This is a genomic window from Pedobacter deserti, from assembly GCF_024436415.1.
Taxonomy (GTDB): domain Bacteria; phylum Bacteroidota; class Bacteroidia; order Sphingobacteriales; family Sphingobacteriaceae; genus Pedobacter; species Pedobacter faecalis.
The window spans coordinates 497960-512059 of record NZ_JAFMZQ010000001.1; the positions used below are offsets into that span (position 1 = coordinate 497960).

The 14100-nt window shown below is 49.9% G+C and carries 7 protein-coding genes; all 7 read right to left on the reverse strand.

Annotation, left to right across the window (positions count from 1 at the left end; genetic code table 11):
* Position 1: 1 nt before the first annotated feature.
* The 7 genes from J3P40_RS02320 to J3P40_RS02350 all read right to left on the reverse strand — a co-directional run bounded on the left by J3P40_RS02320 (position 2) and on the right by J3P40_RS02350 (position 14083).
* A complete protein-coding gene (locus J3P40_RS02320; RefSeq protein WP_256002478.1) occupies positions 2 to 1537 on the reverse strand; it encodes a SusD/RagB family nutrient-binding outer membrane lipoprotein in 1536 nt (511 codons plus the stop codon).
* Positions 1538 to 1568: 31 nt separating this feature from the next.
* Positions 1569 to 4835 (reverse strand): SusC/RagA family TonB-linked outer membrane protein, encoded by a 3267-nt coding sequence (locus tag J3P40_RS02325; RefSeq protein WP_256002481.1) that lies wholly within the window; start codon positions 4833 to 4835, stop codon positions 1569 to 1571.
* Between the two features lie 176 nt (positions 4836 to 5011).
* Positions 5012 to 5731 carry a DUF2490 domain-containing protein gene (locus J3P40_RS02330; RefSeq protein WP_256002484.1) on the reverse strand — a complete coding sequence of 240 codons (720 nt, stop codon included), beginning with the start codon at positions 5729 to 5731 and terminating at the stop codon, positions 5012 to 5014.
* Between the two features lie 252 nt (positions 5732 to 5983).
* Positions 5984 to 8191 carry a Gldg family protein gene (locus tag J3P40_RS02335; RefSeq protein WP_256002487.1) on the reverse strand — a complete coding sequence of 736 codons (2208 nt, stop codon included), beginning with the start codon at positions 8189 to 8191 and terminating at the stop codon, positions 5984 to 5986.
* The gene (locus tag J3P40_RS02340) at positions 8188 to 9132 is read right to left on the reverse strand and encodes an ABC transporter ATP-binding protein (protein WP_256002490.1); all 945 of its coding nucleotides are present in this window, start codon (positions 9130 to 9132) and stop codon (positions 8188 to 8190) included. Before J3P40_RS02340 ends, J3P40_RS02335 begins: the two co-directional genes overlap by 4 nt.
* Before the next feature lie 24 nt (positions 9133 to 9156).
* Complete coding sequence (locus tag J3P40_RS02345) at positions 9157 to 10590, reverse strand: RagB/SusD family nutrient uptake outer membrane protein (protein WP_256002492.1); 1434 nt, start codon at positions 10588 to 10590, stop codon at positions 9157 to 9159.
* Between the two features lie 10 nt (positions 10591 to 10600).
* Positions 10601 to 14083 carry a SusC/RagA family TonB-linked outer membrane protein gene (locus J3P40_RS02350; RefSeq protein WP_256002494.1) on the reverse strand — a complete coding sequence of 1161 codons (3483 nt, stop codon included), beginning with the start codon at positions 14081 to 14083 and terminating at the stop codon, positions 10601 to 10603.
* Positions 14084 to 14100 lie beyond the last annotated feature (17 nt).

Below are 14100 nucleotides of genomic sequence, written 5' to 3' on the forward strand. Positions count from 1 at the left end.
GCTAGGGCTGAAACCACACTTTCGTATTGTGTGTCGGCATTTTACCCCCCATATTGGCATTAACCCAGGCTAGCAGACTCGGACTGTTCTGCTCGTTGTCGGAATAAACATAGCGGACCGGGATCGGTGATAGAACGGTCGGGCCCGGCACCAGTTGCGGATATCCCGTTCTTCTCCATCCTGCCCATCCTTCAAATCCGTTAAGGAAAGCGTTTACCCAAAGCTGCTCAGCAATCTGTTTCAGCGGCTCGGTAGCCGATAAACCGACACCTGTCTGCTGGAAATACGCAGTCTTTTGTGCATCCGATATATACGGCGCAGCGGCCTGTGCACCGGCAAGCTGAGGCCAGTTATCAAATGAAGCGCGCACACCATCCAGATATGCCGTAGCTGCAACGCCCGTCACGCCCATGTTCCGCTGAATCGCTTCGGCCTTCAGCAGCATCAACTCCGCATAGGTAAGCAAAAATGCCCGGTTCTCCTTGCGGATGCGGCTGCCGATGACAGAAAAGTCGTTGTTGTCCAGGCCCGGATACAAGTTCTTCTGTTCTTCGCTGCTCAGACCGGCACGTATGCCGCGGTAAACGAGCGCCTGGGCCGGATTGGCTTTGTTTGCGTCGTACGACTTTTTGGTAGGCGCCGCAAAAATGGTCAGCCTGGGATCGTTTGCCGCCTTCAAAAAGTTAACCATCACATCGCTTACCCGGGCGTTGTCGCCAAAGTTCACACCACTGCCATCTGCAGGCGGATTTTGAATATACCAGCTGTAGAAATCGGTGCTGTTATTGTATACCAGCATCGCTTGTTCTGCCGCGCTTGTAAATACAGGATACTCAGAGGGGTTATTAAAAATTGCCGCCACTCTTTCGCCAATGCGTGCAGCCGCATCTGCTTTGTTCGATTGCCGCATCAGGATACGGATCTTTAGCGAATTGGCAAACTTCCTCCACCTTGCGGCATTACCTGCAAAGAGGATATCGCGACTGATCACTGTGCCTGCCGGCAGATTTTTCAGCAACTGGTTGGCCGATTCCAGATCTGTCAGCATCCGTTCATACACCTCCTGCTGTGCCTGGTACTTTGGAAACTCTAAGCCGGTAACATTACCCATGCCTGCTTCATCGTAGGGAATATCACCATAGGCGTCTGTCATGAGCGAAAGGATATACACTTTCATAATGGCCGCAATAGCCTGGTACTGCGTCTGGCCGTTAGCCTGTGCGATTCCGGCCAACTGATTCACGTCTTTAATTAATCGCATAGGTCCGTTCCATTCCTCCCGGTAAGAAGCTCCGGTCAGGTTATAGCGGCCATCCGATTCGCTTGTGCCGCCCAGCCATGCCAGGTGCTGCACATATTGTCCGGCGCGACTGCCGCTTGCGTTCATCGAACCGACTGCCGAGCTGATAATAGGCGGCAACAACATTTCTGCAGGAACCGTCGACGGGTTGTTCGGATTTTTATTGATCTCTTCAAACTTGCTGCAGGACCCTAAAAGGACAACCAGCAAGGACAACACGATATTTATCTTTTTCATATCTGATAATTTCTTAAACTGAGCGGAAGGATTAAAAATTAAGGTTGAGCGACATGCCTACACTTCTGAGCGAAGGAAGCGACATCGCCTCTACACCCTGGAACTGCCCGTCGTATGCGGAAACTTCCGGATCTATGTTTGGCACGTCCGACCACAGCAGCAGGTTGCGGCCAACCAGCGAGATGCTGCCATTCTTCACCGCAATTTTACGCATCAGGCTTGATGGCAGGGCGTAACCGATCTTCAGCTCCCGCAGCTTCACATAAGAGGCATCAAAAGTCGCGATCATGTCATTGTTGTAATAGGCCCTCCAGTAGTTACGCACCGTAACCGGCGTTGCGTTGGGGTTACCGGTATCAATATCAATACCCTCGCCTACCATATTGCCGCTACCATTTGCATCCCGGTTCACCAACGACTCCTTCAAACTTCCGGCGTTTATACCCTCAATATAAGTTCTGGAATGCACCACACCACCTTTCTGAATGCCAAACAGGAAGCTCAGCGAAAAGCGCTTATAGCGCAGGTTATTGGTAATCCCGGCTGTATAGTCCGGGTTAACGTTGCCGAGGTAGCCCCAGTCGCCGTTTTCTTCCTGCGGCAGACCGTTCTTGTGGGTCAGCTGACCCGATGGGTTATAAATCAGGTAGTCGCCGTACAAGGACCCAAAGGAACCGTCGCCCTTAGTATTCAGCGTACGCAATTCCAGTGAAGCCCAGCGTTCCAGCTGACGGATCCTCGAGATACCAATGTTCTCTGCCAATGAGATAACCTTATTCCTGTTCAGACCGAAGTTCACCGAGATATCCCAGTTAAAGTTGGCCGCCTTTACGGGCGAAGCATTCAGCATGACTTCCAGACCCTGGTTCGTCATCTTTCCTACGTTCATCAGCTTGGTATCATATCCCGCAGAAGGGTTCAGGGTAACAGGAATGATCAGATCGGTCGTCGTACTCTTATAGTAAGTTACGTCCAGACCGATCCGGTTGTCCAGAAACCGGCTATCGAACCCGAATTCATAAGATTCCACCTTCTCCGGGCGGATATCCGAATTCGGATAATTGTTGTTATGTACCGCTACGGTCTCACCGCCCCAGCCTTGCGACACCTGGAAATTAGCCGAAGTCTGATAAGGTTCAAGGTCGCGGCGCACCGACGAAATACTGCTTCTCAGTTTGAGGTAACTCATCGTTTCGCTCTGGATACCAAACAACTCAGAGGCCAGCACACTTAACGATGCCGAAGGATAGAAATAAGCATTGTTTTTCTTCGGAAGGGCGCTCGACCAGTCGTTACGGCCCGTAAGGTCTAAGAAGATCTTGTCTTTATAACCCAGCTGTGTGGTACCATAGATCGAATTGATGCGCTTCTCCTGGTAAACATTCCCTGCCTGAATAGGCTGGGCATTATTTGTCAGGTTGTACACACCGGGTATCGACAAGCGACCTGCAATGGCACCCAGTCTTTTGGATTTTTGCATCAGCAGGTTACCACCTGCATTCGCATTAAAACTCCAGTCGCCCTTAAACTTCGTGTCGTACGACAACAAGAAATCATGGTTCGTTTCCAGAAAAGCAACGTCATCTTCCTGGTAGTAGCCGTTTACGTATTGTGCCGACGACATCGCGTGACGCATCGTCCGCTTGTCGTTATAGAAATCGCGGCCCGTACGCAGCATCAGTTTCAGGTTTGGCATGATGGCATAATCCAGCTTTACATTACCGTAAACGCGGTCACGGTTATTGCCGTTCAGGTTCTCGTAGGCCACAAAATAGGGGTTGTTCCACCTTGCGCCATTGGGATTATAGATCGGTGAGTTCTGTACTGAATTTGCCAACCCGCCTTTCCAGTAATTGCGCAAACTGGCCACGTTCAGGTTCCTTGGCATGTACAGGAAGATCTTCATAATTGCATCGTCGTTTTTTGCCCCGTAGCTTGCCCGGTTGTCGCTTCCGTTGTTTACATAGTTCATGTTCACATCAACTTTCAGCTTATCGGTTATCGCATAGCCCGAGTTCAGTCCGAGTGAGTTCCTGCTCAGATCTGTGTTCTCGACAATACCTGTTTGCTCCAAGTTGGTGTACGACAGGCGGAAATTCAGCTTGTCGGTGCTTCCGGCTATGGAGAGGTTATTTGTGTAAGTCTGACCGTTCACAAAGAAATCCTTCAACTGGTTGGGCTGTGCGACAAAAGGTGTTGGTATCCGGTTACCGCTCGCGTCAAGCGGCGAGTCGAACTGAGGGATCAGCTGTCCCTCCATCTTCGGGCCCCAGTTCTCGATGATGTTATCAAAGGTCCCCCCGCCCATTCCATCTTTGTACGCATATTTGCCATCCTGCCCCTGCCCGTACACATACTGGTAGTCGGGCAGCTTCAGCGGCGATTCGAAACTGGCCTGCGAGTTAAAAGAAACGCCCAGGCCTTTTACACCCTTGCCCGATTTGGTCGTGATGAGCACTACCCCATTGGACGCTCTTGAACCATATAATGCCGCCGCGTTCGGCCCTTTCAATACCGTGATCGATTCAATATCGTTCGGGTCAATCTCCCCCGCAGCATTGCCATAGTCTACCTCACCTTCGTTGGCCGTAAAATTCGGGTTGTTGAAGTCCTGGCGACCAGTAAACGCGCGTGTCGACTGCTCGTTGTTGTTGCTTATCGGCACACCGTCTACTACAAACAGTGGTGAGTTGTTATAATTATAACCGCTCACAAAGTTTTGTCCCCGTATCTGAATATTGGAAGAAGCGCCGATTCCGCCCGAAGCGCTCGTAATCTGCACACCGGCCACCCGGCCGCTAAGGGTATTCAGTAAATTGGTTTCGTGCGATTCCCGCAGAAGTTCGCCATCCACTTTCTGTACAGAAAAACCAATGGATTTTGCTTCCCGGGTAATTCCCAGTGCGGTTACCACAACCTCGTTCAACTGGTTGTTGTCGCTACGCAATACCACATCTATATTACGCTGCCCGCGCACAGCGATCTGCTGCCTGCTGAAACCCACATAGGCAAATTCGAGAACGGCCTGTTCATTGGGGACACTAATTTCGTAGTGACCATTCTTGTCGGTCACCGTACCTGCAGCAGCGCCCGCAACCCGCACGCTCACCCCAGGAATAGTCTGTTTAGTTTCTCCGTCTGTTACAACGCCTTTTACAAGTATGCCTTGCGCCATGGCGGCAACAGAACTTAAGGCCACGAGGCTAATGAGAGCGATCAGCAAAAGAGCGGCCTCCAAAAAAGCCGATTTCACAGACCTTGCTTTAGGGTCTCTGATCTGGTTTGTTAGTTTAAACATGAGTTTGGATTTTTTTGACAAAGCTATCCCGGCCTTGTTAACCCATTGTTTATCCTGATTTATGAAGACATGAAATACGCGCCCGGAAAAACGCGATACATGCTAAATGCTAATAGAAACTTATCAGATCGTTAACGGTCTGATAACTGAATAATCTATAACACGCAGTTCTAAGCCTAAAACCTGGTGTAAAGCGCCAGCTGGACAATATGGTTGCTGGTGTTTACCGCAGCTCCGTTTACCGCCTGGTTCATATATCCGGCCTCTATATCGAGCTTCGGACTAATCCTGTACCCGCCTGCGATATATGCCCGGTTCTGGTCGTATACATGACCATTAAGCTCATTTTTATTTTGCAGGTTCAGGAACACCTCGTTCTGAAGGGCGACAAAAGGGCCTTTGTTAAAGCTTTGAGTACCTTCCTGCAGCGGCAACATGAACCTTACGAAATATCTCCCGCGTTGCGAGAACAGATCATCCTGCCCGTTCCGTTCTATGAAGCGTTGTTCCAGCCGGAAGCGGTGACTTACACTAATTTTACTGATCTTATGTTTATAAATAAACTGCTCCCAAACCCTGTGCTCTGTAAGGGTAAGATCGGGCGCTCCTGCTATTTTTGTGAAGGTGGGCGTGTACAGATAGCCTAAGGTTACATCTGCTTTGGGATTGATAAAATAGGTAAGTCCAGGTCTGATCAAAATATTCCTGACGCCATCCCATTCATTCTGAGAACGAAGCTGTACATCAAAATGAAGTCCCCATTTATCATTGAGTTTCGTGCTGTTCAATAAAAAAAGCCAGCCGCTGTTCTGGTTCACAGTCTGTGACACGGCAGTCAGGCTAAACGCGCATAAAGCGGCAATAAAAGTGAATTGTATTGATCTTATCATCTTCATATGACAGGTTACTTGGTTAGAGTTCCTGGCAAAGGTAAAAAAATGCTTGAATTCCGTTCACGCAAGATTGCGTTATAGTTAAGGCGAGGCATCACACGGCTACCAGAGAGAAGGTTAATAACAGGGGAATAACAGGGACTTAACAGGGGAATAACAGGGGAGTAAAAGGGCATTTTTCCCTGTTAACTCCCTGTTAAATTCATGCAATTCTCATTTGAATCTACTGGTATAATGAAACGATGATACCGCCCGTTATCTCCTTTTCCGATAGATAAGCAGCGAAGCACCGGCAATTAATACAGCTCCGGGCAAAATACCGAAGAAGAATATCCGGGTGACAAGCAGGGCTGTTTCATCCCCTTTGATTACGTCCCTCGACTTCGGCCTGTATGTGTCTACCGGAAATTCCCCATAACAGAACCAGCTGAACATCTCAGTCATGAAATCGAAGTTCTTGGTTTCGGGGCGCTGCCTGTATAATGCAGCGGAGCTCATAAAGTCGGCATCTCCGGTAATCATTATACGCTGCTCTTTGCCGGAGAGCTTTCGTGTCAGTGTAACAGCTACCGCACTGCCCTTGCGGTCTTGTAATATCGGGATTACCTGGAAACCGCTTTTGGTCGTGTAATTCAGTACTGTGGCGCCAGGCGTTGATACCAGTCCGCTGTCCTGCTTCAACACCCTGTACCGCTTATACTTTTCCGCAGCCTGGGCGGTAAAGGTGGTCAGCAGAAAATCGGGTGCATAGTCCCTGCTCCGCTCTATGATCGTATCGCCGGAAGCGGTGACACCCAGGTTTTGGATCAAGGGGTTCATGATGGACTGTCGCCCGGGCTCAACGGCAAGAAGCAGGTTGCCCCCGCGAGCTATGTAATTGTTGATCTTTTGGAGCTCTGTGGCCGTAAACTTAATCTTCGGATCAGCAATAACCAGTGTAGACGTTGCTGCAGGTATCTCTCCGGCCTGCAGCGATGTGGTATCTACATCAAAGCCCTGGTTTACCAGCGAATACCTGAAAGTAAGTTCCCCGGTCGCAGTCTTGTAGTCGGCATCCCCGGCCCTGTCTTTGCTTCGCTCCTCATTGCCTGTAAGGAAGGTAACTACCGGAATCTTCTCCGGCTCTACCAGCCTTTTTATGGCGGCGGTGATCTCCTGCTCGCTCGGATAGATCATCATATCGCTGAAGTACCGGAGAAATGTTGTCCGGTCGCCATACTGCAACTGCCTCACCAAACGGTTCTCTTCTGTGCTGAGATCTACCCCTTTTCTGATCTGTGCGGGATTGAGTACGTCTTCGAAGGCCACACCCTGAATATCTGCTACTTTGCGGGCTATTGCTTCGTCGGACAAGCCGGGATTGTTTTTATAGAGGTTGACGTTTTGCGACTTGTCATAATAATAGACGTACTCCATAGTCAGGTCGGGCATAAACCGCCGGTACTGCATAAAGTATTTCTCATCGGCGCTTTTGCTCTCCGGCTTTGCCAGATAGTAGTTATCGTCGAGCAGGTTAATATATGTAGTGATCTTCAATGGCTTATCCATCTTTTTAATGATCGCTACGCTGTTTGCGTTGAGCGTACGGTTTTTGGTCATGGTCATGTCCAGGTAGCCCGTAAGCTGAGGGCGCGAACTGATGTAGCCAATGAGACAGCAAAACCCGATCAGCAGGGCGTAGCGAAGCAGTTTAACGCTTAGAGGCTTGGCCTCCCGCGATGATTGGAGCCGGATGCCGGTGAGCGACAGGAAGAGCACGATAACGAGGATAAAATAAATAACATCTTCTGTGCTGATTAGACCGTTGATGAACTGCTCGGTACGCCCCGATATCGATAGAAAGTAGGTGATGTGCCGCACTGCATCTACACCCTGGAACAAGCCGCCAACGAAGTTGAGCACACCCAGAACTGCCAGCGTACTGATGGCAGCCACGACCTGGTAGGAGGTGAGGGATGACATGAAGAGCCCGATGGATGCATACGCGCAAATAAGCAGGTAGAGGCCTATGGCGCCGGAAATAACGATCTTATAGTCCATGTGTGTAATGGACCAGGCGCCAGCCAGGCCGAAAAGACCGAGTATGGCCAGCAAAAACAAGGCGTACCAGGAGATGGCGAGGTACTTGCCCAACACGATATCGATCACCTTAATGGGCGAGGACAGCAGGAGTTTAATGGAACCACTATGTATTTCGCGACTGATAAGCCCCATGGTAAGGAGGGGGATGTACAGGTAAAGCGTGTTTTTTACCCCGGCATAAAAACCGTATTGCGTGCCGAAAACCTGTCCGGTTACTTCCTTAAACTCCTGCCCCATACGGTGGGCGCGACCAAGCATTTGCAGGAATTTTGTAAGGTCGAGCCCCGCCTGGATCGGAAAGATCATGAGCACCAGCCATGCAACCGGCGAATAAAACAGTGTACTTAGCTCTAATCTGGCTATTCTTAATATGGTTTTCATGAGGTAGGCGCTGTATTGGATTTTTTATTGGATAGTTGAGCGAAAATGGCATCCAGTGAACTCTTTTCGAGTGTGATCTCACTTAGTCGCCAGCCCTTAGCTACGCTTATACGAACGATCTCTTCCGATATAGACGGCGATGAAGTAAAATGCATCCTTACGGTCTTACTGTTTAGGAATTCCGCTTTGCTGATGCCGGGGATCTCATACAGGGCAGCCGGAAGCGGAGGATTCTCCAGAACCGCCACCAGGCTGTTTGGTTCTATATAGTTGTTGAAAGATTCCATGGTATCGGAAAACACGATTTTGCCTCCTTCAATCATGATGATGTCGTGGCAGGTCGCCTGTATTTCTGCCAGAATGTGTGAAGAGAAGATGACCGAGCGTTCTGAAGCAATTTCTCTGATAAGGTTTCGCACTTCCAGTATCTGGTTCGGGTCGAGCCCGTTGGTTGGCTCGTCGAGCACCACCAGCAGCGGCTTGTGAATAATGGCCTGCGCAATACCTACGCGCTGCCGGTAACCGCCCGACAGGTTGCCAATCAGCCGGTTGCTGAAATGGGCCACGCCGCACTTCTTTTTAACCGCCTCTACCGCATCTCTGATCTCGTTGTCGGGAATGAGCCGCAGCTTTGCACTATAGGTCAGATACTCATCCACCGTGAGTTCAAGGTACAGCGGTGCGTTCTGTGGCAGGAAGCCGATTCGCTTTTTAGCTTCCTCAGGATTTTCCCGGAGGTCGATGCCGTCGATGATCACACGGCCTTCAGTCTGGCTCAGCACACCGCAGAGGATGTTCATCGTGGTAGATTTGCCGGCGCCATTGGAGCCCAGCAAACCTACGATTCCTGTTTTATAAATTTCAAAGCTGATGTCCTTTATCGCCCAGTCTTTACTATACCGGTGCGATAAACGCTCGAGCTTAACAATACTCTCTTGCATTTAAATGTAGTTTAAAAGAAATGACTAAGGGTTCAGCTTCCAGTCGGGATTCATCACAGAGGCCGCCGGCCAGATCTGACGGAGATAATTGGGACTGTTTGGCTCCAGAATAAATTCTTTCCCCTCGGCGACGTGCTTTATCGTCTTGGCGAACCTCGGATCTTTGTTCAGGCGTTTGAGGTCCATTACCCGCATACCGGTAAATGCCAGTTCTCTTCTTCTTTCGTCGAGGACGAAGCGCAGAACTTTTAGCGGGTCATTGTCCAGACTCGCAGCGGTTACCTCGGTATAGGCTGCAGGAACAATCCGGTTCTGCCGCAGCAGGTTTACGTCGGCCAGCGCGCCGCCAAGATCATTTGCACGGGCTTTGCATTCGGCCCGCGTAAGATAAAGCTCGGGGGTGTTTATGGCATTGCTGAAGAAATCGCCGCGGAGGAAGATCTTTACCCCATATCTGTTCATGTAATTGAAGGGCGGCGCAGGCGGCCATCCATTTGCATAATATAGGGTCCAGCGCTTATCATCGTTATTGAACAAGGCCGTTAGTTCCTGGGAAGCACACACATCCTGACCCAGACCAAACGGTCTGAGGAAGGTTCTTGCCACAATCGTTTCGGGATGATCTATCCCGCGCGGTACGTCGGTCCAGCCCACAGGTGCGCCGGGAACAAATGGGAACGGCCCCGGGATAATGACCTTGTAATTGTTCATATTGGCCAGGGTGCTGTACAGGCCAAGCGCTTCATTGGCATTGGCCAAAGCCTGCTCATAATTACCCATATACAGATATACCCGGCTCAGCAAGGCGTATCCGCCCGCTTTCCTGGCGCGGAATTTATTCAGTTTGTTGTTTAAAGGCAGGTCTTTGATCGCCTCCTGCAGGTCGGCGATGACCTGGTTGTATACTTCGCCGACGGTGTTCCTCCGGTGCTTGGCACTAATGTCTGCTTCCAGTACCAGCGGTACGCCCGGTTCGGTGGCCGCGGTAGCTGCATCGTAATGCTGTGCATAAATGTTCACGAGCAAGAGATGTTCGAGCGCACGGCCAAGAAGCGCCTCTGCGCGAACACTGCGCTTAGCTGCCTCGCTGCCCCCCTGTGCATCCAGCACGTTATTGATCACCGTATTGAAATAAAAGATGCGTTTATAACCCTCGCTCCATATGACGTCGTTGTCACCTTCCCCAAAAGCATTTTTGTCGAAAAGGTATATTTTACGATTATTCAGCCTCTGCTTGGTATACAGGTTGCCAGGCTCCCCTTCCGGAAGAAATGCATCGTCGGTGATCAGGTCTTCATAAAAATCGCCGAAGGTGGTCACCGTAGCAAAATTGAGCATGTTCTCATAGTCCTCCACGGTTGTCGGAATGAACTTGTCTTTCGGTACAATGTCAAGAAACTTATTGCAGCTGCTCAATATGACGAGTAGCAGTGCTATATATAGATATTTTGTCCTCATGGTGATGTCTTTAAAAGGTGATATCCACGCCCGCCATATAAACCGGCGTTACGGGAAGTGTCCGGTAAAATTCTGTTGGCAGGGAAATGTGCGCTTCAGGGTCAAGGCCCTTCGAATTGCGGAACCAGCTGAAGGGGTTCTGAACCTGCAGGGTAAGCTTTGCGGACGACACTTTAGCATTCTTAAGCAGCGTAGGCGCAAAGTCGTACCGCAATGAGATATCGCGGACCTTTACATAGTCGGCCTTCAGGGTATTCCTATCGTTTAAAACCCAGAGCGACTGATAGTAGAAGGTAGCGGAATTGCTCAAATCAGGTGCCGGCATAATACCGGGAATGTTTTCATCGCCCGGCTTTCTCCAGAAGTTCAGCACAGCCCTGTCGGTATTCCGGTCGAAATTGCTGTTTTGAAGTACTCGGGGAACCGCATCACGGATCACATGGCCGCCATTGGCAATGATCATAACGTTTAAGCTGAGGTGCTTGTAATTAAAACTGTTTGTGAAGCCAACAGTATACGTAGGCAGCATCGTACCGCTGAACACAAGCCCGTTCACGTCTGTCATGGCTTCCAGGTAACCGGTTTGCTCATTGTAGTTTTCTACGATATTGCCGTCTTTGTCGAACACACGGATGGTGCCATTTTCCGGATTCAGGCCGGCGTAACGAAAGTTGAAGACACTCTTCATCGGGTATCCCACCTTTTCCATCCCCGTTCCGGAGGTATAGGTATATACCGATTCGTTATCGGTGCTGATCTCCGTCATTTTGTTGCTGTTATGGCTAAAGGCGAGCCGGCTTTGCCAGCTGAAATTGGCTGAGCGAACGTTATCGGTGTTCAGCGCAAGCTCGTAACCGCGGTTGCGCAGGCTACCGTAATTGATCAGGGCGGTCTGATAGGCATTGGTTGGGTCGGTACGGCGCTCACCAAGCAGATCGGTGGTCTTACGGTTGTAGAGGTCGACCGATCCGGATAAGCGGTTTTTAATGATGCCGAAGTCGAGCCCGATATTGGTTACTGCCGTCTTCTCCCATCTGAGGGATTTGTTAGGCGGACTTAGGATCTCTGTGGTAGGTGCTCCTGTATCTGAGTTCAAGCCGGCCCTGGCTTGCAGAAAGGGCCCTACGTTTTTGGCCACGTTACCGCTTAAACCGTAGGTAGCTCTCAGGCTTAGCGTATTTATCCAGCCCGCGCTCTTCATAAATTCCTCGTCAGATATTCTCCAGCTTCCGCCTACCGACCAAAGCGGCAGATATCGATACTTAGGATCGGATCCAAACAGGTTGGAATTATCTACCCGGATGCTTCCGGTAATGTTATACTTGTTGTTGTATGTATGGCCCGCGTTGGCGTAAAGAGAAACATAGCGATCTTCCGGCGCCGTGAAGTAATTATAGGAACTGTAGTTGTAGCCAAAAGTGCTTTGGAGCGACTGCGTACCGGTGAGGTTGGTTAGGGCGAGTTCGTTTATCGGTTTAAATATCAGGTTATTGTCGCTATACCCCATACGGTGAACCGCAGTTGACGTTTGGGCCACCGCTCTTTGCTCGGCGCCTATTAAAGCCGTAAAATGATGTTTAGCATTTAGTTGCTTATCATAGTTAAGCTGGGTACGCAGTGTATATGACCTGGAGTCGCCGCGGGTTTCATAAAGCTGTCCGCCATCGGGAACGTTTTTAATGATATTGCCGTTTTGTATTTGCGTAGCATCATTAATCATCCGGGCCACACGGTAATAATCTTTGCTCTGAAAGGTCCTGTTATAAAAGCTGCCGCGCTCGGTTTGGTATTTGACGTCAAGGTTCAGCCCTTCAAGAAATTTAACGTTGAAACCGCCCTGCAGCCGGATATAATTATTTCTGGATTTGTTTTCGCCATTGTTCAGCTGATCGAGCGGATTGAAGGTCTCATTGAGCAGGCCCAAGGTGTTCAGCCGGTTTATTTCGTATGCCGACTTTCCATCATTCCATGGCACAGTATTGCCATTTTCATCCCTTAATATCTCGTAAGGCATGTAATAGGTATAATCCATTCCCCCGAGCAATTTAGACTTCCCGGCGCTTAGATTGGCGGTAACGCCTATGTCGGCAGTAAGCCATTTGAATACTTTGGCCTGATCCCTCAGATTAATATTTACGCTTTCGTCGCGGCTGCCTTTATTATACCCACGGTTGCCAATATAATAGAGGCCGGTACTGAACTGGTTAATTTCGTTACCTCCGGTAGCAGAAAAGCTATGCTGTTGCTTAAACATCTGCTGCAGCATTTCGTCCTGCACCTGGGAAGGGCCGTCGAGTGTTTTTAACCGGTTTAAGGTAGCATCGAGCTGGGCCTGTGAAATTTCCCCTTGCTCAAACTGATACAGGGCTTCGATAGCCTTAGGCTGTGCAGCTCGTCTGATCCCATCATTATAGCTGGGGTGCCTCATGTTGAAAAGCTCCTGTTGCAGACCTACCACTTCGCTGGAATTCATCAGGTTGAGATAAGAGAAATCGGGCAAAGGTGTGGCAAAAAGGGTGCTGTTGTAATTAACCCGCAGCTTCCTGGCGGCGCTGAAGCGGGTAGTGATGGATATGACACCGTTTGCTGCCCTTGTTCCATATATGGAGGCTGCGGCTGCATCTTTTAATACGGTAACGCTGGTTACGTCGGCAGGATTTATAAAACTCAAATCGCCTTCATAGGGAAAACCGTCAACGACGTAGAGCGGCGCCTGGTTGCCGTACAGGGTAGACAAGCCGCGGATGGTGACCGCGCCGTTCTGCATGTACAGTCCGGGCACTGTGCCTTCCAGCCTGTCGATGATGCTGGTTTCCAGCCTGGTGTTCAGGTTTTTTTCGGTCACCACCCCGAATGAGCCGGTCGACCTTTCCAGGGGAAGCGTCTGATATCCGGTACTGATCATCACTTCCTCCAGATCGTTATCTGTAAGTACCATGCGGATGCTGCCCATTTCTTCTTTTACTTTAAGCTCCAGAGGCTTGTAACCTACATAGGAGATATGAAGCACGGCGTCTTCGCTGATGCCTTTTATCTCGAAGTAGCCTTCCGCATCCGTACTCAGCGTTTTATTGTAGGGCATGGCTTTGATGGTAACGCCCGACATTCCCGCTCCTTTTTCATCGACGATGCGGCCTCTTACGTCGATGGCCTTAAAATACTTTTTAAACAGCGCAATGGTTTCGTCCAGAAAGGACTGCTCTTTAGCCTTGATCACAACTGTCTTATTGTCGATGGTATAGTGGAATGGCTGATCTGCGAGTAGTTCGTCAAAAGCGCGTTCGATGCTCGCGTTCCGGAAGTTCACGTTTACCCGCCTGGCGCTTCTGACCTTATCAGGCTGCCACAGCACGTTATAGCCTGTCTGCACCATGATCTCTTTAAACACCTCTTCCATAGGGATATTTTTCCTGTTGAGGGTAACCAGCTGGGCATAGGTACTGGCGCTCACCTGCAGCATGGCTGCTATAATAAATAAGACGGTTAACCTCATTATAAACAGGAGCTTTC